The sequence below is a fragment of the Bacillus sp. DTU_2020_1000418_1_SI_GHA_SEK_038 genome, from assembly GCF_032341175.1.
Taxonomy (GTDB): Bacteria; Bacillota; Bacilli; order Bacillales; family Cytobacillaceae; genus Cytobacillus.
In genome coordinates, this window is sequence record NZ_CP135435.1 from 2,567,025 (window position 1) to 2,591,609 (window position 24,585).

The window sequence follows — 24,585 nt, forward strand, 5'->3', positions numbered from 1 at the left end:
CGATATAACAGAAATCTAACCGATATTTCTGTATAAGTGACCGATATTTTCATTAACTGACCGATATATCTGAAATGATTGTTGGTATTGGAAATTTCATATGCTCAAGGCATAAAAAAAGGAAAAGTGATCAATCCACTTTTCCTTTTCCCAACATTTCTATTCAATTACTTTATTCAATGCTTTAATCTTCACGGCGCATGCTTTATATTCTGCCGTACCCGAGATCGGATCAAATTCATTAATCGTCAAGACATTTGTTGGAACGTCCTCAAAGTGGAAACTCATAAAAATCAAGCCTGGTGCTACCTGATCGGTTACCTTAGCTTTTACTTGAACGCTTCCTCTTCTTGAACTTACCTCGACTAAATCTCCGGTTTCAATCCCTAATTTCACAGCATCTTCCGGATGGATATCAGCTGACTCCTCAGTTTGTTTAATTTTCACACCACTTGCATAAAGATTTGTTTGGGTGTGCGTATTATAAGATTCATAGCGTCTCCCGGTTGTAAGCGTAAATGGATATTCCTCGTCCGGTTTCTCGATTGGACCAGTATACTTAACAGCATTGAATGGTGACAATCGTACATTGCTTGCATTTTCATCAAAGAATCTTTGATGAAGAATAAAGGTGCCAGGATGAGTTTCATCTGGGCAAGGATAATGAAGACTGTATTCCTTCTCCAATCTGGAGTATGGCATACCTCCATACATTTCCCAAGCTAAAGTACGGACTTCCTCCCAGATTTCTTCACTATTATTATAGTTCATTGGATAGCCAAGTCTTGAGGAGAGTTCACACAGTATTTCCCAATCATCCCTAGTATCGGGATGAGCATCAACTGCTTTTCGGACACGTTGAATTCTGCGGTCTGTATTTGTGTAGGTACCCTCTACCTCACCCCATGATCTTGCCGGAAGAACAACATCGGCTAGCTTAGCTGTTTCAGTTAAAAATATATCCTGAACGACCAATAGATCAAGGTCATTTAATAGCTTTTCAGTATGTTGTCTATGAACATCTGCTACTAATGGATTTTCACCAATACAGTAAAGCGCTTTTACAAGCCCCTTTTCCATTTGTTCAAATGCCCGGGTTTGTGTATTACCAGGCTCAGGATTAATTTTCACATTCCAGGCCTTTTCAAATCGTTGGCGATACTCATCGTTAGATAGACTCACACCACCTGGCATCTGGTTCGGCAAGCAGCCCATGTCGCCGGCGCCTTGAACATTATTTTGCCCACGTAATGGCATAATACCGCAGCCTTCTCTGCCAATATGTCCTGTTAATAGAGCAAGGTTGGCAATATCGAATACATTATTAACACCACAATGATGCTCTGTAATTCCTAATGTGTAAGCAATCATTGCTTTATCTGCCCTTGCATATTCTCTTGCAGTCTCAACGATATCCTCGGCACTAACCCCTGTAATTGTTGCTGCGTATTCAGGAGTATACATTTTTACATGTTCCTTTAATGTGTCAAAGTCTACAGTAAATTTGTTGATAAATGCAGGGTCATACAAGTTTTCTTCAATAATCACGTGTATCATAGCATTCATAAGGGCAATATCAGAGCCAACATTAATTTGTAAATGACGATGTGAAACCTTCACCATGTCTATTTTTCTTGGATCGATCACAATGATCTTCAATCCTGATTTCACTGCTTTTTTCATACGGTTTGCAATAATCGGATGTGCCTCAGTCGTATTTGAACCCATTAACAGTAAAACCTCTGCACGATCAAAATCTTCCAATGTGTTTGTTGGAGATCCATTTCCAAATACAGTTGCCAGACCGGCAACGCTAGGAGCGTGTCAGGTTCGGTTGCAGCCGTCAATATTGTTGCTGCCGATCACTGCTCTCATAAATTTTTGTGTTACATAGTTTACTTCATTTGTACTTCTCGCTGTAGCAAACATCGTAATGGATTCAGGACCAAATTGATCTTTGATTCCTCTAAGTTTGTCAGCAATAAAGGTGTATGCCTCTTCCCATGTCGTTTCCACAAGCACTCCGGCCTTACGGATCAGCGGTGTCGTTAAACGTCTATTCGAATGAACGTATTCATAGGCAAAAGACCCTTTTACACATGTCTGTCCTTTGTTAACTGGCGCTTCTTTGTCACCGCGAATTTTGACAATTTTATTATTGGCAACTTCCACAACAAGTCCACAGCCTGTTCCACAATAACCACAAACTGTTTTTACCTTTGCAGCTTCTCCCATATTCATCCTCCATTTTGTGAATTTTTTAAGAGTCTCTTATATCAAATTGCAGAAAGCAAAATTCTGTAATAAGAGAACATCTTAACAAATAGCAGCTCATCTCCCCAGATAGCTGTATTTTAATTAATTTCAATTAATTGAAATATTAAAATACATATCTAGTATACTATATTTTTCGCTCAGTAAATAGGTGATACTATCTAGAAGAGAGCTCCTTTATTTATTGTATGCAAAGAGCCAGCGATATCTCCCTGGCTCTTATCTATCATTATTTTTTTATTGATGTGTCTTGTGGCAGCAGTAAGTTTGCCCGCCTATTATTTGTGGCAATGATGTATACAGCAGCGACTGCGATGATGACTGCGATGAATGAGCCAATGTTGAGGATGCCTTTTTGAGAGTACCAAACAATTGAATATCCCACTGAACCCGCTAACAAGGCATAATAAGCGAATGGGAATAAGGTTTTTCGAATGACCACTCCTTCTTTTCCGTAGAGACCAACTACTGCGGATGCAGCTACAACGTTATGAACACAAATCATGTTTCCTGCTGCACCGCCAACAGCCTGAAGTGCTACAATCCATGTTGCATCTACTCCAATTTGTGATCCTACATCATATTGGAATAAAGAAAACATCATATTACTAACTGTATTACTTCCCGCAATGAATGCCCCTAATCCGCCAATAAAGGTTGCAAAAATTGGCCAAAATTCTCCTGCAAGTGCAGCTACCCCATTTGCCAGTTCAATTGGCATTCTTTCAAACCCTGCTGCCCCTCCTCCAGAATTCAAAAATACTTGAACCATTGGAACGGTAAAGATTAAGGCTGTGGATGCTGCAACGGTCGTTTTCGCTGATTGAGACCAAGCTTTCTTGTAAGCGTTTCCACCCATTCCGTGAATGAAAAATGTAATAGCTGATACGACAATAAAGATTGTTCCCGGCGAAAACAGTATTTCAAAGCTAGATGTTATTCCAGAACCAAAAATATTTTCGAATTTAATGACGACAGATTTTAGCCAAGCCATTAAAGGCAAACCTTTCAATCTAGTTAAAACAAGAAATAATCCAACTAAAATATATGGCGACCATGCACGAACCATACTCATACTGCCATTTTTATGATTTTGGATCTTGATTTCAAGCTTTCCAGACCATTCCGGATCCCATTTTGACTTCTCTTCAAAATCCCATTCTTCTCCTTTTGGAGGCATAAGGAACCCTTTTTTTGCAGCAAAGACTACAATAGCAAGTCCTACTAATCCCCCGATCATGGATGGGAACTCAGGTCCGAGTGTATTTGCTACGATTACATAAGGAATCGTCATAGCAAAGGCTGCAAATAATGCAAACTTCCAAACCTTTATTCCTTCAGAAAATGATTTGTTTTTACCGAAGAACCTAGTCATTAATGCTACTACAAAGAGCGGAACCAAGGTACCTGCAATCATATGCAAGATGGCTACTTGTCCGCCGATTGCCGTTACAAGACCCAGCATATTATCTGTAATGCTTGCATCAGCTGATAAACCGGTGCTTACCCCAACAAGCATTGGTGTACCTACAGCACCAAATGATACTGGTGTACTTTGGATAACCATTCCAGCTACAACCGCAGCCATCGCAGGAAATCCTAAGCCAACCATCAGAGGAACAGCTACAGCTGCAGGGGTACCGAAGCCTGATGCTCCTTCAATAAAGGATCCGAACAGCCATGCGACAATGATAACCTGAATTCTCCGATCAGTTGAAATATCGGTAAAGCCTTGCCGGATTGTGCTGAGCCCCCCACTTTCCTGCAGAGTATTTAAGAGCAGAATGGCACCAAATATAATGTACAATAAGGTAATTGCCACAACTAGTCCATTAATAGATGCTGCTGCAACATTGGCTCCTGGCACCTTCCAAACAAATAGCGCCAATCCTACCGCAATAACATAGGAAATAGGCATAGCTTTACTGGCTGGCCATCTAAGTCCAACTAAGAAGACTCCTACTGCAATGATTGGCAAAAGAGATAGTAAAGAAAGCATTCCTGTACTCATAAGACATTTTCCTCCTTTTGTTTCATAATGACGAACTTATAATAGCTACTGTTGCTTATGGCGAAACAATGTTTTCCAAATTGCCCCAGCCTAAATAATATTATACAGGCATTTGTAAGAATATCAACAATATTCGGAAAATTATAACCATTAAGTTAAATTTTTGCTAATTATATAAAAAAATACTGCAAATACTATTATTTATAGTATTTGCAGTATTTTACTATTTTCTATAATATCCGAGTCTCTCTGATATTTGCTCACCAATATGGATAATACGTGGTTGAAGAGCTTTTAGCCGATCCTTTGTCATTCTCATGGTTGGTCCAGAAATACTGACAGCTGCAATGACTTTACCTAAATGATCAAAAATGGGAACTGCCATACATGTAATTCCATACTCGTTTTCTTCTAAATCTAACGCATATCCACTCTTTCTAACTTCGATTAGTTCTTGAAGAAATTGATCAATGTCCGTTATCGTCTTATCGGTATGGAATGGAAGCCCTTTACGCTCTAGAATATCAGTTGCCACTACTGGAGGCAAATGGGCAAGTATTGCTTTCCCTACGGAAGTACAGTGCATTGGGGCTCTTTTTCCAACCTTTGAATGCATTCGGAGTGTCTCATTCCCATCCAATTTTTCAATGTAAACGACCTCCCCTTGATCGTAAACGACAAGGTGTATGACTTCATTCGTCTCCATTTCTAATTCTTTCAGAAATGCCTTTGCTTCTTCTCTTAAATCAATAGACTCTAAGAGTTTTGAGCTTATCTCTAAAAATTTATATCCGAGCTTATACCTGCCTGTATCTTGATCCTGCTCGACATAGCCATATTGAACTAGCGTTGAAAGTATCCGATATACAGAGCTTTTATTAATATCCATTTGGTTTGCAATTTCCGTAACACCTAGCCCCCCTTTTTTCATGCTGACGAACATGATAATATCAAGGGCACGACTTACGGATTTAACCATATTCTCTCTTTCCAACATTCCCTCTCCTCAAAAATCGAAATCAAAATTGCATGGCACCCCAATTGAAATGCCATGCTTAAAAGTCTTATTGTTTAATAGCAAACTTCGCCTTTGCCTCTAACCGGCGTTTGTGCAATATTGGCTCTGTATAGCCATTTGGCTGGTCATAGCCTTCAAAAATAAGATCGCGAGCTGCTTGGAAGGCGATAGAACTAGCATAGTCTTCTGCCATTGGGCGATAGTCGAGATCGCCCGCATTTTGCTCATCGACCACCTTCGCCATACGCTGTAAAGTCTCTTCAACTTGTTCCTTCGTACAAATTCCATGATGCAGCCAATTTGCAACATGCTGACTTGAAATCCTTAATGTAGCACGGTCTTCCATTAAGCCTACATTATTAATATCAGGTACTTTTGAACAGCCGATGCCCTGCTCTACCCAGCGAACGACATAACCAAGAATCCCCTGTGCATTATTATCAAGCTCTTGCTGAATTTCTTCTGCTCCCCATTGCGGTTTTTCAGCAACCGGTACTTGTAAAATCTCATTCTTCAAGTCTGCTAATTCATTTAATAGGTGGCTTTGAACCTCTTTGACATGAACCTCATGATAATGAAGCGCGTGTAAGGTTGCTGCAGTTGGTGAAGGAACCCATGCGGTATTGGCACCTGCTTTTACATGGGAAATTTTTTGTTTCAGCATCTCTGCCATCATATCAGGCATTGCCCACATCCCTTTTCCAATCTGGGCGCGGTATTGGAAGCCTGTCGCAAGACCATTATTAACATTAGACCTTTCATATGCATGAAGCCATTCAGTCCCCTTCATGTCATTCTTCCGGATCATTGGCCCAGCCTCCATGGAAGTATGGATCTCATCTCCAGTGCGGTCAAGGAATCCCGTGTTAATAAAGGCGATCCGCTCTTTCACTTCACGGATACAAGCTTTTAAGTTCAATGAAGTTCTTCTTTCTTCATCCATTAGACCAATTTTTAATGTATTCCGTTTGAGACCGATCAAATCCTCAACACGATTGAACAGTTCATTGGCAAAAGCTGCTTCTATTGACCCATGCATTTTCGGCTTAACAATATAAACGGAACCTTTGGCAGAATTTGTGAGGGCTGTGTTTCCTAATAGTGAATGTTTCGCTATTAAACTCGTTACAATTGCATCTAAAATACCCTCTTGGATTTCTTCCCCGTTCTTATCCAACACGGCATTTATAGACATTAAATGACCAACATTCCGGACAAACATTAAAGAACGTCCAGGAAGAGCAAAGGTATTTCCATCTGGTGATTTATAGCTGCGATCCCTATTCATCGTCCTTGTTACGGTTTTCCCGCCTTTTTCAAAGCTTGCCGATAAGTCTCCCTTCATCAATCCAAGCCAATTTCGGTAAACGAGTACTTTATCCTCTGCATCAACTGCTGCAACAGAGTCTTCACAATCCATTATCGTTGAAAGCGCAGATTCAAGAAGGATATCCTTAACGCCAGCTTGATCTGTTTTCCCAATAGGATGGGTCCGATCTATTTGAATTTCAAAATGCAACTCATTATTTTTAAGCAATATCGTTGATGGATTCTCTGAATCACCATTATACCCTGCGAATTTCTCTTCATTCTTTAATCCAATTTCCTGACCATTACTTTGGACAGCCATCAATTTTCCTGAAATTACTTTGTACTGAATGATGTCATGATGGGACCCTTCCTCTAATGGCACAGACTGGTCTAGAAAGTTTTTTGCAAATGTAATAACCTTTCCTCCGCGAACCGCATTATAACCACCCGTCCTAGCTGCGCCCCCGTCTTCACTTATCACATCTGTTCCATAAAGGGCATCATACAAGCTGCCCCAACGCGCATTTGCAGCATTTAAGGCGTAACGGGCATTATTGACAGGGACAACAAGTTGGGGTCCAGCCTGAAGTGCGACCTCATCATCGACATTTTCAGTCAGGATACTGAAGTCCTCCCCCTCCTCTTCAAGATAGCCAATTTCCTTAAGGAAGGCTTTATAGCTGGCAAGGTCATACTTTTGATTTTCCCTGTGCCATGAATTGATTTTTCTTTGAAGCCCATCCCGAATCGCAAGCAATTCTTTGTTCTTAGGAGTTAATTCATCAACAATTTTCTCAAATCCAATCCAGAACTGCTCTTGATCCACATCACTGCCTGGAAGAACTTCATCATTAATAAACGCAACAAGCTCGCTAGCAACCTGCATTTTTCCAACTTGTGAATAAGCTGTCATCTTATTTCCTCCTTATCAATTCATTCTCCCAATTTATCCATTCTCTCTGTTTGTTATTACGCAACGCTGTTTCATTCTATCGATAAAAAAAGAATAGCATAATCATTTGTCTATTTCAATAATATTCAGAAAATAAAAATTTGTTTATGCATTTAAAGCTGCTTCTTTCATCTCTTTCTTTATTTCAACACAGCGGCCAGGTGTCGGAAAAAGCTTACCGGCATTTAACAGGTTTTCTGGGTTGAAAACTTCACGTATATTTGTCTGTGCGATTATTTCATCGTCATTAAAAACGAAACGCATTTCTTCCCGCTTTTCGATTCCAACTCCGTGTTCCCCTGTAATCGTTCCTCCAACATCTGCACATACCTTAAGACATGCACTGCCTGCCTGCAACGCTCTTTCAATTTCTCCAGGCTTTCTCGCATCAAAAAGAACAAGCGGGTGAAGATTTCCATCACCTGCATGGAAAATATTCGCAATCCGTAACCCAGACTCCTCACTAATTTCGTTAATTTTCTGAAGTACTTCAGGAAGCTTACTGCGGGGAATTACGCCATCCTGGACTAAATAATCTGGTGAAATCGCACCCATTGCTCCAAATCCCGTTTTCCTATTTGCCCACCAGCGTTCTCTTTCTTTTTCATCCTTTGCAGCTCGCACCTCACGAACATTACACTTCCTGCATACGTCAAGGATCTGATTAATTTGTTCATCAATTCCTGCGGCAATCCCATCAACCTCAATGAGCAAAACCGCTTCAATATCTTTTGGATGTCCGACAGGAAAAGCAGCGGCCTCTACTCCTTCGATCGCAACTTTATCCATCATTTCTAAAGCAGCAGGCACAATCCCAGCCGAGATAATGTCAGAAACAGCCCTGCTTCCATCCTCTACTTTGTCAAAATAGGCAAGCACTGTTTGTTTTCCTTCAGGATTCTTTAATATCCGCACCGTTATTTTTGTGACAATTCCTAAAGTACCCTCGGATCCTGTTAAAAGACCAAGCAAGTCATACCCTGGCTCGTCTAAAATACCTTTATTTCCGATTTCAATAATTTCACCATTTGGCAAGACGACTTCAAGTCCTAATATATGATTTGTTGTAACGCCATATTTCAAGCAATGTGCTCCTCCTGCATTTTCAGCGACATTTCCGCCTATCGTACAGCAATATTGACTTGAGGGGTCCGGGGCATAATAATACCCTTTATCAGATATCGAATTCGTCAGCTTCAAGTTGACAAATCCTGGTTCTACAACAGCTCTTCTGTTTTCTAAATCAACACTAATTAGCCGCTTCATCCGAACAAGACTAATAATCACTTCTCCGTTAATTGGAATGGCCCCGCCACTTAATCCAGTTCCTGCCCCGCGAGCTAGGAAGGGGAGGTTATTTTCCGTACAATATTTAACAAGCTTCGCCACTTCCTCCGTATCCTTAGGAAACACAACAGCCTTAGGTAAATGCTTATGAAGCGTAAAACCATCACAATCATATGATATTAAGTCTTCCTTATGGTATAGGATGGACCGTGCTCCACCGACAATTTCGGCTAATTGCAGAATGTGAATATCATTCGTTTTAATTTTTTTCCTCATCGTTCACAGCCCCCTTCTCATTTTGATAGGCCCAATCTAATAGTTGTACAGTATGAACTATTTTTTGACTTCTGCCATATTTCTGTACACCAACTGCCATCTGAAGCATGCAGCCGGGATTTCCCATAGAAATCATTTCGACATCATGGGGTACATTTTCCATTTTGCTTTCTAGAACAGCATCAGCCATTTCAGGATTGGTAATATTGTAAATTCCCGCACTTCCACAGCATCGATCCGCATTTGGCATATGGACCATCTCCACACCAGGAATATCTAATAAAATTTCCCTTGGCTCATTGCGAACACCCTGTCCATGTGCAAGATGACAGGCATCATGATAGGTGATCCTTGTTTTCACTTCAGCTTTTGGCTTTTCATAGCCGGTATCATGAAGATGCTTTGATATATCAACAACCTTTTTGGAGAATTCCTTTGCCTTCTCCTGCCACTCTGGCTCCTCACGGAATAACTCTGCATATTCTTGCATCATACATCCGCATCCTGCCGCATTCACAATCACTTTTTCGGCATCTTTAAACGCTTCAATATTTTGCTTGGCAAGCTTTCTCCCCATATCACGGTCGCCAGCATGAACATGAAGGGCCCCACAGCACGTTTGATTTTCTGGCATCTTCACATCATTCCCATTCCTTGTTAGAACGTTAATGGTTGCTTCATTAATATCACTAAACATGACATCCATAATACAGCCAGTAAGCATAGCTACTTCTCTTTTCGTTTCGCCTTTTGCTTTAATAACTGTTTGATTTTTATATCTTTTTCGCACTGACTCTTTTACTTCGGGCATAATGGCTTCCATTTGAACTAAATGATCAGGCATAATATTAATAAGCTTTGTTTTTCGAACAGCCTTTTGAATTCCGCTTTTTTGATAAAACTTGAGCAATCCTCCAAGCGAATTTAGGCGAGTATGATGCGGAAATAGACCATGCAGGAAGAATTTACTAACAGTCCCTTTCCAGCCCTTAAGTGGCATTGCCTGGCGGATTTGTCCTCTCGCTTCCTCAATTAACCCGCCAACATCCACATCAGCTGGACAAGCAGTTGTACAGGCCCGGCAATCTAAACAGGCAAATACTGGGTCCATAAATTGCTCATTTACTTCTAGTTTCCCTTCAGCAACTGCCTTAATTAAATACACACGCCCTCTAGGAGAATGCTGTTCCTGACCAGTATGCTCATAAGTCGGGCACGATTCAAGGCACATTCCACAGTGAACACAGTCTGCCCATTTATTTTCATCAGGCGGATCTTTCCATAAATAATTGCCTAAGCTTGTTGTACAAGGGGGTGTTTGTTTTAATTCTGTTTCCGTCATACTCACTTTATATCCCTCCTACAAAACGTTTCGGATTTAATATCCGATTCGGGTCTACCTTCGTCTTTATTCCTTCAAGCAATGAAAAATAAGTTGGCTTTTCTCCCCAAACATTTATTTCCTTACGGATAGAATATGGCAGATGCTTCACAATCACATAACCGCCTAAAGGCCCAACCGTTTTTCTAAACTCGTTAATAGTGTTAACAACATCTTCTTTGGAGCCATTTATCGTTGCCTGGCAAAGACCGTGTCCAAGGCCACCGTGTGCTTCAATGGCTACATTATTTAAGTCCTGTAATGCTACTGCCTCCTTCAATACCTTAATGACGTCAAGATTTACAGTTCCTAGCTTTAATACAGCTGCCACTTCTTTCCCGGAAGGTTGCTCAATTAAATTTAATTCATAAAACCTTTTCCAAAAATCCTGTGCTTCACTTTGGTTGAGAATGGTAAGAATCGAATGAGGAGGTACTAAAGCTTTAATCATCTCCTCTTGATATTGAACAGATGTTTCAACATCTTCAAAGCAAATCGCTATTGTAAAATTCTTTTGATTACTTAGTCTTTCAGAAAGGGACGGGGTTAACAATTCAATACTGACTGGCTCAAGAACAGAATCCAAGACTTTAATCGCAAACTCCTTAATAGTAGCTTCATTTCCATCTGGAAAGCTTACCAAAACAAGAGATTCATATTTTGGCAACGGCCTTAGCTTGAAGGTTACTTCTGAAATGACACCAAGAGTGCCCATTGAACCAATAAATAGCTTGTTCATATCATAGCCCGCGACATTTTTAACAACCTTGCCGCCAGAACGAATGACTGTACCATCAGGATAAACCGTTCTTAGTCCAATGACAGAATCCCTTGCTGAACCATATTTCAATCTTTTAGGGCCGCTATCATTTGCCGCAATAATTCCGCCTATGGTTGCTTCAGCAGGGGAAAAAGGATCAAGCGGAATTTTTTGGCTTGCTTTTGCCAAATAATCCTGCAACTCCTGGAAATTTGTCCCAGATTTAACCGTTATCGTCATATCTCCAACCGTATGCTCCACAACCCCTTTATATTTTTCTAAAGAGAGCAGAATATCACTGGATTCCAATAGTCCGCCAAAACCTCTTTTTGTGCCTCCACCCATAACCGAAACCGTTAATTTATGTTCATTGGCATGTTTTAAGACAGCTGCCATATCCTCTTCCTTATATGGATAAACTGTTGCTAAACCACAATTACCTAAGTAATTATTATGATTACTCTCTAATGATAATTGCTCCTCTGACAAAACTGACCTTAAATCTTCTAATAAAACGGCAGTATTCATAGCCAGCTCCCCTTTTGTTTTGTAATAGGAAACACTGTTTTCGTTTAATGCAATAATTGTTATTAAATTATGTATTCAATTATAATTAAAACATTCTAATCTATTAAATTCAATAAATATTTAGAATTAATTAAAAAGTCAAAATTTTAATCTCGTAAAAAAACCTGACTACGAATAGAATCGCAGTCAGGTTTAATAAATTAAAGTACTCTAATAACACGTCCATTAAATTTGCTCTTCCAATAGCCGCTGCTCATATTTGCATTAGCTACTCCTGTAGAACTTTGCGAGCCGATAAATTTACCGCCCCCAACATAAATTCCTACATGCCCATCTTTTTTATAAGTATCAAAGAATACAAGATCCCCAGGTCTCATCTCACTAGAGGAAACTTGCTTGCCCACACTCTTTAATGCCTCTGTATAGGCAGGTAACTTTACGCCTACTTGGGAATAAGCCCATGAAACGAAACCAGAGCAGTCAAATCGTCCGTTAGCAATATCAGAAGAAGTTCTTCCGCCGCCAAAAACATAAACAGAGTTCCCAATATACTTATATCCAGCCTTGATAACAGTATTGACATCACCTTTTGCAGCAGGAGCTTCTTTCACTGGAGCACTTGGTGCTACATTTGCTGAGGCTTCTTTAACTGGTGCGTTTGGTACTACACTAGCTGAAGCTTTCTTCGCATCATCGTTTGATCCGCTTGATAGGTTTAAGTTATATTGTGGTGCTTTCGGTTTTGAAGCAGTGTACTTGCTAGCTTCAAGTCTTGCCTGAATTTCTGATTGTTTTGATGCAAGAACACTATCTTGAATTTTTAGACTAGCTTTTAATGCCGCAACTTCATTTTCTTTTGATTTCAATTCTTTTTCTAATTGTGCATTTTGCTGTTTTTGTTCTTCCATTTGAGCCCGCATTCCTTCAAGCTCTACTTTCATACTTTGTAAATCAGAAAGTTTATTCTCAACAGCTGATTTCTTTTCTTCAACCGCTTTCTTATCCGCATCATGCTGAGCGATTATATCTTGGTCTGCCTGAACGATCTTTGTTACCGCCCCTACTCTTTCAATGAAATCGCCGAAGCTAGTAGATCCAAGCAAAACCTCAACATATCCAATTTTGCTATTGCCGTTTTCTTGATAGGAAACAGCGCGTTCCTTTAAAATATTATTTCTTTTATCAATTCTTTCTTGGATTTCAGCAATTTCTGTTTTTAATTGTTCTACTTCTGCCTTCGTACTAATAATATCTTTTTCTGTTTTATTCACTAAATTATTATTATCTGTAATGGCTTGAAGGACTCTTTCAATTTGTGCATTTAACATGGCACGTTCTTCAAGAACAGCTGTTAATTCCTGTTCTGCTTTTGAAAGGCTTGATTGAACATCGAGTCTCTGTTTTTGAATATCTGCTTTCTGACTATGTAAGGATGCTGCATCAACTGAAGGAATGGCAAAAGCGCCAAGCCCAAGCATAAGTGTTGTATTTATTACTACTAGTTTCTTTTTCATTTATGTCCTGCCCCCAATTGTTAGTAGCTCTCGTTGCCCTATGGCATATGTATTTAATAATCTTCTGAAGGTATTTTTCATTTACGATTAATCAAAAGATATATTTTTAAAACTATTTATAGATTGAATTATAACATGCTAATTTAACAGAACTATTTTAGTTATATTACAAAAGTATTTCAAACCGTTCCATCTACCCCCTAACCGGGGAAATTACTGGAAAAATATTATTATCATATATATTAAAAACAAAAAAAGCTGATCATGCAGCAAATTATACTTTGCGTGCAAGATCAGCTTATATAATAGAAGAAACTAGGTTAGCTCATACTCATTTCGAGTTCTTCAATTCTCTTTTCTACATATTTTCGATCTTTTTGTGCATGGAAGGTTTCTGCCTTCTCGAGAATGATCGTTGTATTATATTCCGGAATTTCCGCATATTTCTCATACACGCCCTTCGGAAGCAATACATTTCCTTCTGGCCAGAATACAGCAATATTACCTGCCCTCACATCTTCAAACTTTGCTCTTCCTTGATAACTACCGTAACTGTTAAATGCAACGATGGCATCTCCCTCGCGAATATTAAGCTTTTCAGCATCGTCAGCATTCATTAATATATCATAGCGATCTGCTCCATTAAATGGATCTGTTTCACTATAAACCATTGAATTGAATTGTTTTCCCCGTCTAGTTGTTACATAGAACTGACCTTCCGTTTTCCGCAGCTCAGGAATTTCAATGGCCAGCAGATTTCCTTTTCCATCTGGAGTTGGACAAACTCCGCCCTCGCATAACCAGGCTCCGCCCCACTGGAACACATCTCCTTTGTTTTTCAAATGCTGGATGCCATCATAGTTTCTGTTGGCAATTGAAATTTCATCTCGAATTTCATCTGCATGCTTGAATTCAATAAGATGCTTTTTATCAGGAAAAACTCTCGATGCAAGGTCAACATAAATTTCCCATTCCGGCCTTGCTTCCTCTATTCTTGGCCCTTTAATCTCCGGACTGAAGTAAACCATTCTTTCCGTACTTGTGGATGTACCTCCACCTGGCTGCTCATATCTCGTCATCGCAGGTAATACAATGACTTCTTCCTTTGCATCCACTAGGGTAGAAGTATTAAAAATAATATCCTGATGGACCCGAAGTTCAACATTTTCAAGAACCTCCTGAATAAAATCTGGATCGGGCATTGTTTCTAGGAAGTTTCCCCCACTTGTAAAGAAGAGCTTCACTTTTCTCGGATGGTTCTCCGGCAGCATGACATTTTCTAATGTTTGACCTACAGTATCCCCCTGCCATCTAGGAACCGGGAATCCCCATATATATTCCATCCGTTTTGCATTTAGCTCATCAAAATCACTTCCAGGAAGAACAAATGGATCTGCTCCCATTTCTCCCGATCCTTGGACGCCGCTATGGCCGCGGATTGGCATTACACCGCAATGCTCTCTTCCAATAAAGCCGCGCAGCATGGCAAGATTTGCCACTTGGGAGATGTTATCCGTTGCAAAGCGATGCTGCGTTAATCCCATACTCCAAATAAAAACACCAGATTTTGATTTCGCTAACAACTCGGCAAACTCATACATTCTTTCCTTCGTTAATCCAGATGAATTTTCAAGCAGTTCCCAATCTTGATTCTGGATATGAACTTTTAATTCAGAAATACCATTTGTATGCTCATTAACAAAATCATGGTCAATCGCAGATCCCGGAACTTTTTCCTCCATTTCAAACCAGTGCTTCATCACACCATTCATAAAGGCAATATCTCCGCCAATATTGACTTGATACACATCATCGACAATTTGAGTACCAAACAATGCACTTTCCGGAACCGAAGGAATCCAGTAATTTTCCATTGCAGGCTCGCGATATGGGTTAATCATAATGATTTTTGTTCCCGCCTTTTTAGCCGCATACATATATTTAGTTGAGACAGGCTGATTATTCGCTGCAACCGAGCCCCAGAATATTAATACGTCTGTCCCAATCCAATCTTTATAATTACAGCTTGATGCCCCAATGCCTAATGATCTTTTTAATGCTGTTTTACTTGGTGAATGACAAATTCGTGAGGCATTGTCAATATTATTTGTCCCGAGAAAACGTGCAACTTTAGCAGCTGTATAGTAGACTTCGTTCGTAATTCCTCTAGCAGTTAAATAGAATGCAAGCTGTTTAGGATCAATTTGCTTTATTTTCGCGGCGATCCTGTCTAAAGCTTCGTCCCAAGAAATTCTTGTAAACTTCTTTTCTCCTTTTTTTCGAGAAAGAGGATATGGAATTCTTCCAAGCTTCCGAAGCTGTGTACTGTCTAATTCCTTCAATTTATCTATATTCTCTAGCCACTCCGAATCAATAGCCGGCATGGTGTTTAAGCGAAGAACATTCAATCTTGTTGTACATAAATGAGGACCAGTCAAAGTTTGGTCATAAAGCCCAGATACACCAAGGGCACAGCCATCACACACACCTTGTGTTAGAATCCGATAAGCATATCCTAAATTATCTTTATTATCCCATGCTACCTTCATCGTATCTCTAATATGGTGAGGCTTTATCTTCCCAAGCCCCATTGGCGCTTTTCCAGCCCACAAGGATGGCTTTAAGGAAGTATCTAATTTGATTGGTCCTGTATGCTTAGTTGAACTCATGACAATCTTCTCCTTTTTCATTTATGCTGAACAATGAATTGTTTAATGATCGTAATTCTATAATCTAAATAGCGGTTTTTTCCATGAAAAATATAAAAACCACCAGACACAAATATTACGCTTGTGTGTGGTGGTTAGTCTTTAGCAGGATCGCTACCAAGTGCCAACTTCCGTTTGACTATTTTATTATCAATTTCGCCTCGGCGAAATTGCGCCCAGATTTTTATCGAACTTGCTCGATAATTTCCTTTAAAAAATCTGAGGCATCCGCCGGAGGCTTTAACTTCATTCAGCCGGAGTTTGAATCCCTCCTGAATTAGATGCCTTTTTAGAATTCACCCCACTAATAGAAGTGGGAGACTTTTGCTGAGTGAAGTTATACATTTCTTCAATGTTGTTATCAAAAACAAACACTGACATCCCAAAGTCTCTTTCGATATCGATATCGACAAATAGGTCGATGAGCTTGGATTGCAAAAATTCCTCCATCTCAATTGGCTGGTTCTTTTTATACATATCCTTGACCATTTCGGTTCTGGCAGCGCGAACCATTTGTTTTCCATCATCTGCACTCGCAATAAACTTTTCAACTGGGGAGAGGTTTCCCTCCATTTCGCAAATAGCCCAGTTTTTGCAAAAGGTAGTCGTCACTTTACTTGGTCCTTTTCCCATATGCTTTTTTCGAAAGGAACGGACAAGATTGCTAAATTCAGCTTCATATTTATTCATGCTATTTTTCAACCCTTTAATTCCAGTATATAATATGTTGTAAGAATCATTCTTGTTTGCCAATACTTAACTAATAAGTTGAAAGATTGATCCCATTATCTTAAGTTAAACAATAATTCACAAAACTGTCAAATTGTTTGTATTTGTTCTTTCTACAGTCTCTTAATATTAGGCAAAAAAGGGTCGACGCTAAAACGACAACAAACCTGCCGGAAAAATATAAAACCGTCAATCCTCCCTATCTAATCTTAGGGATAATTGACGGTTAGTTAACAGCAGGATCGCTACTTTACACCAACAGTAAATCACTTTCATATAATGTCATAATCAATATTAACCGACGACAGGTTCGCTATCTCGCGTCAATATATGTTACAACTTTATGAACTTTACTAAATATTAACATTATCCTTTATAATATTCAACCTTTTTTTCGTTTATCACTATATTAGATTTTTTTACTATTGCTATATGAATTTTTTATGCTACTATTTTGGTAATTAAGTACAGATGGGCAGGTGAAAGTGAATGGCAGGTCAAATAAGTAATAATAGCTGGATTTATAGGTATGAAAACGGCATGTTGCAGGAACAGCTTGATGAGATTGTGACTGAACAGCCAATGACGATTATGCTAGATGGTCAAGAATTTGCAACAATGGTTTGTACTCCGGAAAATCTCGAAGAATTAACGATCGGCTTTTTGGCTTCAGAAGGAATTATCCGTCAACAGGATGAGATTAAATCCATAAATATTGATGAAAGCAAGGGAATTGCTTACGTTGATTTACATGTTCAAGTTACAACCAGTCATGAATTTCACTCGAAACGATTTATTGGTTCCTGCTGCGGGAAAAGCCGCCAGTTTTATTTTCACAATGATGCTCGTACGGCTAAGACATCTACTTCCAAGACAACGATCACACCAGATCAATGTCTATCTATCATGAAGCAACTCCAGGACAGCAGTTTGATTTTCCAAGAAACTGGCGGTGTGCATAATGCAGCCCTCTTCTCAGGAGAGGAAATGATTATAAGCAGGACAGATATCGGCAGGCATAATGCATTGGATAAAATTTTTGGGTACTGCATCCAGAACAAAATTCCCGTTAAGGATAAAATTATTGCCTTTAGCGGCAGAATTTCATCTGAAGTACTATTAAAGGCTGCAAAAATTGGCGTTGGAATTATTCTATCAAAATCAGCTCCTACTAATCTTGCAATTAAATTAGCTGAGGATTTAAATATTACTGCTGTTGGATTTATTAGAGGAAACTCATTTAATGTATATTCTCACTCTTACAGGATCATAGATTAAGAATAAGGAGGCGAACGTTCTTGATTTTACAGGATAAAAGAAACAGACCACTCAGGGATTTGCGAATCTCCGTAACGGACAAGTGTAACTTTCGCTGCACCTATTGTATGCCTGCAGAAATATTTGGTCCGGATTATCCTTTTTTGCAAAAAGAACAGCTGCTATCATTTGAAGAAATGGAACGGTTAGTTAAGATTTTTGCTAAGGCCTTCGAAATTAAAAAAATCAGGCTCACTGGCGGAGAGCCATTAATGAGAAAATCATTGCCTGACCTAGTAGAGAAGATTGCTCGAATTGATGGAATTGATGATATTGCGATGACAACAAACGGAATATTGCTGCCACAATACGCAATGGATTTAAAAAAAGCTGGATTAAAACGAGTCTCCATCAGTCTAGATTCCCTTGATGACCATTTGTTTGGAAAAATTAATGGCAGAGGGATTAAAGTACAGGAAGTTTTAAATGGCATTGATGCGGCATCTGAAGCTGGCCTAAAAATAAAAATTAATATGGTTGTAAAAAAAGGCCTAAACGACCATGAAGTTGTCCCAATGGCCAAATTCTTCAAAGAAAAAGGCCATATTTTGCGGTTTATTGAGTTTATGGATGTCGGAAATACGAATCAGTGGAATATGGAATCTGTTTACTCGAAAAAGCAAATTCTAGAATCTATACAAGGTGTCATGCCGTTCGAACCAATAGCACCAAATTATTTAGGTGAAGTGGCTTCTAGATTTAGATATACTGGGACAGAGCAGGAATTTGGGATTATTTCATCCGTAACAGAGGCATTCTGCTCATCATGCAATCGGGCACGACTTTCAGCTGAGGGCAAGCTCTATACATGTCTATTTTCTGGAGTCGGACACGACCTGCGGACAATTCTGCGTTCTGAAGAAGATGTTTCAAAATTAGAAAAAATGATAACAGAGATTTGGACAAATCGTAATGACCGTTATTCTGAAGAACGTGATGTCCTTCTTCAGCAAAATAAAGGCAGGAAAAAGGTTGAAATGTCCCATATTGGGGGTTAAATCTTTTATTAAAGTCAATCATTGACATATTATTTTTAAAAATAATCCCTCTGTTAATTTAGCAGAGGGATAAACTTTTTTAATTATTTAAGTACGGACTAAGTATTTTTATCACTTCGTTCAGCTTATTAGCGTTTTTCTTATACATTTTTTTGGCATCCGGCGAGTCTGTTTCTAACTCAAATAATTCTAAATCCGCTTGACACTTTTTAAGCTGAGCCATCAATAATGGCCTTGTTTGTGGAGATGGCTGTTGCATCTTATCATCATATAAATCAACAGTTAAATCACCATAGGAGTCAATCTGTCCATAAAAGACATTGTCCATTGTGACTTCAAGCTTATCTAATTCATCAAACAACCACTTCCGTGTTTTCCCGGCAGATGCGAGAGAATCGTGCACAATATGTCCGTCTCGAATCACCGTTTGAGGAACCTTATCATTCGCTACCTTCATATTAAGGTCTTTAGGTGTTAACGGTCTGTTCTCTTTTTTTAATAAAATGCTTAAATTACCTGTTGGTTCTAAAACCGCAAACTCTACATCTGCCAGATTAAATACATCTTTTTTGCGCAGAAGTGTTGACAGTTCGTCTGTAGAGTATTTTTCCTTTTTTAAATTATCCTCCATGATTTTCCCATCTTTAATAAATATTGTTCCTTTTCCTTCAACAAAATCACGAAATGAATTGCTTTTTAAGGAAATAAATCCTACAGCAATCGTTACTAACCCAAAGATGGCAATCGCCAATACTCCATGTCCGATATTATTGTCCAATCCCATAATAACTTCGCCGGCAATACTTCCTATTGTAATGCCTGATACATATTCAAAAAAGGAAATTTGGGAAATTTGCTTTTTCCCTAATAATTTTGTCATTACAAATAATACAAAAAGAAATATAAAAGAGCGAATGATTATATGACTCCATTCTGACATTGTGTCACCTCTTCAATTATTCATCCCTTATACTGCGGCTCTTCTAACATCATTTCATTTACTCTTACTTGCAGGTCTTTTTTTATATCGTTCATCATATTCATCATTTCGTGAAAAGTCCTTTGTGCCTCAGGATCAAGCGAATTCAATGCCAATATAGAAAGTTGAGCTTCGATTCCCTTAATCGTGGATAAGCTTTGTTTAACATTCGAAATAACAGTCATGACATTTACTCCCCATCTATAAATGATGAAAAGGTTGGCTATAAGCCAACCAGGATAAGGCTATTGATTGTACTGTGGTTCCTCATCAAGAATTTGCTGCAAACGCGGCTGTACAGAGTCAATAATTGATTGAGTCTGCTGTGCACAAGTTTGGTATAATTGCTTAGCCTCCTGATTATCAGTTGCTAATGCAAATCCTTCAAAGCTCGCTTGAGCACTTTTTAAGCCTGCAATTGCTTGTTTAACTTGTGTGCCTACTGTCATTGCTTTCCCTCATTTCTATGGTAAATGACTTACAATAGCTATTATTTCTTATTACCCGATCTTTATAAATAATTATTACTGGAAAATTTAGCAGATCCCCTTGATTAAAGGAATGCTAAGATTTCTATAATAAATAGTATAGATGTGATTTAAATCAATACATCTTTAATTGATATTGATTATCATTAATATGTAAGAGAAATATCTCTAATTGGGGGTCATTTATATGGAAAAGAAGTCGATCACAGATGCAATAGAATTTAGCGAAGAAAAGTTTACGAAAAGGATTATTTTTCGCGAAGGCGAAAGCACAGTATTCGTCTTAAATTTTATGCCTGGACAGCAGCTTCCTGCTCATAAACATCCTGGAACAAATGTGTATTTAATGGTCCTTCATGGAAACGGAACTCTTATTATTAATGGAGAACCAATCGAGGTTGCAGAAAAAGATGTCGTCCGTGCAGATGGCGAAGAAGAATTTGCATTTACAAATAGCGGAAATGAAAATGTCAGCCTTTATGTCATGTTAAATAAAATTCCCGATGAGCGCTATGCACAAAATATATAAGTGAAAAAAGCTTTCCTATTGGGGCTAATCCCCTTTAGGAAAGCTTTTTTTACTTATAATGGCAACAGTTTTATTCCAGTATTGTTATTTATTTCTTCAATCATTTGAACCCATTCCTGCGGTTTATTAGAGAGCACTGAATAATAAGTCGTTAAAAAGTCAGAAACTAATTGTGCCGGAATTTCGGAAATAGCTTCATCCTTCGGCATAAAACAAAAATCGAGACCTTTAACTGCTTCGCCATCATTTTTCCAGGAAGGATGTACATAAGATAAATCCAGGCGCTTATAGCCGAGATGGGATAATACTTCACGGCGAACAAATGGATTCATTGGCTTAACTCCGCCAAATTCATGATCATCGAGCTGATAAGGATCATAGATTTCTGCGAACATGCCAAACAATTCTTTTCCATTCGCATGAGCTAATTCATTCAAGTCTTTTTCTCGATTTTGTGCTAAGAAGCGACCTAGGCTAAGCCCTGGGCGACCAATAATCGTAAAATCTGTCATCGCAATATTCCAGTCCGGATAGTAACGATATTCCGTTGCACCTACAACTTCATCTTGATGAACGGCGACGAACACCCTGATTCCCGGATCTTCTAATGGCTCTTTCCATAATTCAAATTCCAGTACCTCTTCAGGAGGAAATACCTCCTTCATTAAATCATGCATTTTGACAAACAATGGATCTTCAATGCTCGTTATTCTTCTATATTCCATTGATTCTTTCTCCTCTCTATAGAATTGTATTCTTTTTTCAATAGTCATCCCCTACCTTACGAATCAGGAGACTTTTGCCCAATAAAGTTAAAGGGATTTTTCCACTCCATCAACACAGCATGGTTTAGGGATTCCTCATCTTCTAAGTAGTTTTCAATGATGGCAATCGGTGTTCTGCCAGATCGCAACAGAAAGGAAATGACCGGATCTGGCAGTATCCCTTTGATCACAGCGTCTATATATTCGTTTGGAGTCATGCTCTCTGCTACTTTGTGATACCCTGGCATTCTCCCGCCGCCAAGCAAACGATCAAGCCCTAGTTGAACGACAACCTGATACATCGACTGCATCAACATTTTTCCTAGTCCCAGCTTACGATACTTTGGTCTGACACTTATATCAACAATATAAAGGGTGTTCCCTTTCGGATCATGATTGCGAATATATCCGCTATCCGTTACCTCTTCCCATTTATGTGAAGGATGTTTCGGATCAAAATGAACACAAACCCCAGTTAATGAGCCCGCTAATTCGCCATCTACCTCAACGCAAAGCGCCCCTTCAGGAAATAGGGTAACATGATTATGCAATTGCTCTTTATTCCACCATAATTCGGAAGGAAAGGGCGGTGGAAAGCATTCAGCCTGAATTTGTATAAGCTCATCAAAATCAGAATTCATATAATTTCGTATGACAATGGGGACTGGTTTTTCCTGATTAAAGGCATAAAATTCGCTGCGATAAGCCATTTTCATCCCTCTTTACTATTTATTTTTCCCAATCCGGATATAGATCGACACGTCGGTCACGCCACGTTGTCACTGAACCTCGTTCTCTTACTTCATGTAATAATCTTAAATCGAGATCAGCTGTAACGATCATATCATCATTGATTTCCCCTTCAACCATAATGCCTTTTGGAGGAAATGGGACATCATTTGGAGTAATAACGGCTGCTTGGCCAAAATTCCCCCGCATGAAGTCAACAGTCGGGAGTGAACCGACAGTACCTGTTACGACAACATACACTTGATTCTCAATTGCACGTGCATGGCATGTATAACGAACGCGGTGGAAGCCGTGACGGTCATCTGTACAAGATGGACAGAAAATGACATCTGCCCCCTTAGCCTTTGCCATCCTAACAATTTCCGGAAATTCAATGTCATAGCATGTCAAAATGGCAATTCGCCCTTTATCCGTATCAAGAACCTCAAGTCCATCACCGGCAGACATGTTCCATTCCTCAACCTCTGTTGGGGTAATATGTAACTTAGCCTGCTCTACAACACGGCCATCGGGGTAAAACATATGTGCTACATTGTATAAACGGCCTTTCTTTTCTATCACATGTGTACCGGCAATAATATGCGTATTCGTTTCTTTAGCAAAATTTGAAAAAAGATCTTTATATTGTTCTGTAAAGTCAGGGAGTTCGTTAATCGATAAACTTGTTCCTTGTTCATTTCCAATCGATAAAAGCTGGGTAGTAAAAAATTCAGGAAACAAAATAAATTCCGAACCAAACTCCTGTGCTGTTTTAATATAATGTTCACATTGCTTCGCAAAATCTTCGAATGAATGAATGGTATGCAGATGATACTGCACCGCAGAAACACGTAGTTTCAATGTCATCCCCCTTATCTTTAATAATAGAGATGAGTTGTTAACTCAATCATTATTGATTATCAGATATTTCACAATAAATAACAATACTCAATTTAAAAGTATTCATTTCTAAAAAAAAAAAGCGATGCTATTAGAGCAACGCCATTAGGTGTTTTTTATAATGAAATCCTTCAATTATTCAAGATGTTGTTCCATTCCAGCACCTACTATTTTGAATTCCATCTCACCCGTATTTTCTATGAGAAAATACATTTTATTTTCCCCATTTTTCAATTGGCCCTTATATCCCTTTTCCAATTCAGCATGGAAGGATACAACAAACTCAACTTGCGTTTTCGTTCTAGCAAGTTCTTCTAACTTTTTCATTTCAATTTTCTTAATCCCTTTTTTGAATGCTGCCGTGTCAAAATCTCCATAAAGGAATTGTTCTGCAGATTGGGTGTGATCCACTAACAGGAATTTAAAAAAGATAAAAGCTGGGTTAATATTACCTGGAATATCTAAATTCACAGGCATATATGGTCTTTCACTAATTTTCCACCCTTTTCCTTGCAAATAAATAACCTCAGCATGAAAGACTTCCGTTTCTTTTGTCTCTCCCACTGGAACCTCTAACTTATAAATTCGTTTCTTGTCATCCTTTTCTAAGAAAACAGCCTTTGCCTTATCCCAATGCAGAAGGGAACCACCATCCGCTTCAGGCTGAGCCATTTTTCCTTTATATTCAATAATACCCCGTTCCTCAATAAACAGATTAGCTTGGGATCTCGTTAAAGTGGCAGTCAAGTATTTTAGAAGCTTTTTCTTTGTTCCTATATCACTTGATAAATACCGGTATGGCATATTTTCGTACTGAAATGATTTGTATTCCCCTTCTTTGTAGTTTCCGCCACTTTGAACATATGTTTCACTTTTCTTCCATTTACTTACTAAAGAAACAACTTGTTTTTCAGAAATTTTCTTTTCCTGCTTCACATTTTGAACGATTTTATTCGGCGGTTCTTTTGCCATTACTCCGTCCGTTAAAGTGAATACAGGTAAACTTAATATCGTTACGGCAAGCCCTGAATATAACCATTTTTTTGCTCTCATCTTGAATTCCTCCATTAACTCGTTTTGCTTTGTTTCTAACTGAATTGTACTCCAGCTCCGAGTTTAAGGATTTACGAAA

At 38.9% G+C, this 24,585-nt stretch carries 19 protein-coding genes and 1 pseudogene; 3 read left to right on the forward strand and 17 right to left on the reverse strand.

The window, feature by feature from the left end; all coding sequences use genetic code 11:
• Positions 1-159: 159 nt before the first annotated feature.
• From fdhF to RRV45_RS12670, 10 genes and pseudogenes are all read right to left on the reverse strand, one after another.
• Positions 160-2,241, reverse strand: a complete 2,082-nt coding sequence (gene fdhF, locus RRV45_RS12625; RefSeq protein WP_315665047.1) for a formate dehydrogenase subunit alpha — start codon at positions 2,239-2,241, stop codon at positions 160-162.
• Positions 2,242-2,503: 262 nt separating this feature from the next.
• Complete coding sequence (locus RRV45_RS12630) at positions 2,504-4,285, reverse strand: L-lactate permease (RefSeq protein ID WP_315665048.1); 1,782 nt, start codon at positions 4,283-4,285, stop codon at positions 2,504-2,506.
• Between the two features lie 223 nt (positions 4,286-4,508).
• Complete coding sequence (locus tag RRV45_RS12635) at positions 4,509-5,279, reverse strand: IclR family transcriptional regulator (protein WP_315669028.1); 771 nt, start codon at positions 5,277-5,279, stop codon at positions 4,509-4,511.
• A gap of 70 nt (positions 5,280-5,349) precedes the next feature.
• The gene (locus RRV45_RS12640; protein ID WP_315665049.1) at positions 5,350-7,527 is read right to left on the reverse strand and encodes a malate synthase G; all 2,178 of its coding nucleotides are present in this window, start codon (positions 7,525-7,527) and stop codon (positions 5,350-5,352) included.
• 144 nt (positions 7,528-7,671) lie between these two features.
• Complete coding sequence (locus RRV45_RS12645) at positions 7,672-9,129, reverse strand: FAD-linked oxidase C-terminal domain-containing protein (RefSeq protein ID WP_315665050.1); 1,458 nt, start codon at positions 9,127-9,129, stop codon at positions 7,672-7,674.
• On the reverse strand, positions 9,113-10,471 hold the full coding sequence (locus RRV45_RS12650) for a (Fe-S)-binding protein (protein WP_410489381.1): 1,359 nt from the start codon (positions 10,469-10,471) through the stop codon (positions 9,113-9,115). Before RRV45_RS12650 ends, RRV45_RS12645 begins: the two co-directional genes overlap by 17 nt.
• 7 nt (positions 10,472-10,478) lie before the next feature.
• Positions 10,479-11,798: an FAD-binding oxidoreductase gene (locus RRV45_RS12655; protein WP_315665052.1), complete on the reverse strand. Its 1,320-nt coding sequence runs from the start codon at positions 11,796-11,798 to the stop codon at positions 10,479-10,481.
• A 200-nt stretch (positions 11,799-11,998) separates the two neighbouring features.
• Entirely contained in the window at positions 11,999-13,312 is a 1,314-nt protein-coding gene (locus RRV45_RS12660; protein WP_315665053.1) for a C40 family peptidase, read from the reverse strand.
• A gap of 320 nt (positions 13,313-13,632) precedes the next feature.
• Positions 13,633-15,981, reverse strand: coding sequence for an FdhF/YdeP family oxidoreductase (locus RRV45_RS12665; RefSeq protein WP_315665054.1), 2,349 nt, complete (start codon positions 15,979-15,981; stop codon positions 13,633-13,635).
• 378 nt (positions 15,982-16,359) lie between these two features.
• Positions 16,360-16,710 (reverse strand): annotated as a pseudogene (locus tag RRV45_RS12670) (DUF2294 domain-containing protein); the annotation flags it as partial.
• 528 nt (positions 16,711-17,238) lie between these two features.
• Between RRV45_RS12670 and fdhD the strand changes: the two are divergent.
• Together fdhD and moaA are read left to right on the forward strand one after the other, a co-directional pair.
• Positions 17,239-18,027, forward strand: coding sequence for a formate dehydrogenase accessory sulfurtransferase FdhD (gene fdhD, locus RRV45_RS12675; RefSeq protein ID WP_315665055.1), 789 nt, complete (start codon positions 17,239-17,241; stop codon positions 18,025-18,027).
• Positions 18,028-18,047: 20 nt separating this feature from the next.
• Entirely contained in the window at positions 18,048-19,064 is a 1,017-nt protein-coding gene (moaA, locus tag RRV45_RS12680; RefSeq protein WP_315665056.1) for a GTP 3',8-cyclase MoaA, read from the forward strand.
• A gap of 79 nt (positions 19,065-19,143) precedes the next feature.
• Here moaA and RRV45_RS12685 read toward each other — a convergent pair whose 3' ends face one another.
• Genes RRV45_RS12685 through RRV45_RS12695 form a run of 3 tightly spaced genes read right to left on the reverse strand, consistent with a single transcriptional unit; the run spans position 19,144 to position 20,492 of the window.
• Positions 19,144-20,004, reverse strand: a complete 861-nt coding sequence (locus RRV45_RS12685) for a DUF421 domain-containing protein (RefSeq protein WP_315665057.1) — start codon at positions 20,002-20,004, stop codon at positions 19,144-19,146.
• 20 nt (positions 20,005-20,024) lie between these two features.
• Entirely contained in the window at positions 20,025-20,228 is a 204-nt protein-coding gene (locus RRV45_RS12690) for a DUF1657 domain-containing protein (RefSeq protein ID WP_315665058.1), read from the reverse strand.
• Between the two features lie 60 nt (positions 20,229-20,288).
• Positions 20,289-20,492, reverse strand: a complete 204-nt coding sequence (locus tag RRV45_RS12695; RefSeq protein ID WP_315665059.1) for a DUF1657 domain-containing protein — start codon at positions 20,490-20,492, stop codon at positions 20,289-20,291.
• 226 nt (positions 20,493-20,718) lie between these two features.
• On the opposite strand from RRV45_RS12695, the gene RRV45_RS12700 reads away from it, so the two are divergent.
• The gene (locus RRV45_RS12700; protein WP_315665060.1) at positions 20,719-21,060 is read left to right on the forward strand and encodes a cupin domain-containing protein; all 342 of its coding nucleotides are present in this window, start codon (positions 20,719-20,721) and stop codon (positions 21,058-21,060) included.
• 53 nt (positions 21,061-21,113) lie between these two features.
• Here the strand turns inward: RRV45_RS12700 and RRV45_RS12705 are convergent, their stop codons facing one another.
• The 4 genes from RRV45_RS12705 to RRV45_RS12720 form a co-directional block, all read right to left on the reverse strand.
• Entirely contained in the window at positions 21,114-21,785 is a 672-nt protein-coding gene (locus tag RRV45_RS12705; RefSeq protein WP_315665061.1) for a GNAT family N-acetyltransferase, read from the reverse strand.
• 56 nt (positions 21,786-21,841) lie between these two features.
• Positions 21,842-22,534 carry a GNAT family N-acetyltransferase gene (locus tag RRV45_RS12710; protein WP_315665062.1) on the reverse strand — a complete coding sequence of 231 codons (693 nt, stop codon included), beginning with the start codon at positions 22,532-22,534 and terminating at the stop codon, positions 21,842-21,844.
• Positions 22,535-22,553: 19 nt separating this feature from the next.
• Positions 22,554-23,414, reverse strand: a complete 861-nt coding sequence (locus tag RRV45_RS12715) for a carbon-nitrogen hydrolase family protein (protein ID WP_315665063.1) — start codon at positions 23,412-23,414, stop codon at positions 22,554-22,556.
• Between the two features lie 174 nt (positions 23,415-23,588).
• Positions 23,589-24,506 carry a DL-endopeptidase inhibitor IseA family protein gene (locus RRV45_RS12720; RefSeq protein WP_315665064.1) on the reverse strand — a complete coding sequence of 306 codons (918 nt, stop codon included), beginning with the start codon at positions 24,504-24,506 and terminating at the stop codon, positions 23,589-23,591.
• Between the last annotated feature and the right edge of the window lie 79 nt (positions 24,507-24,585).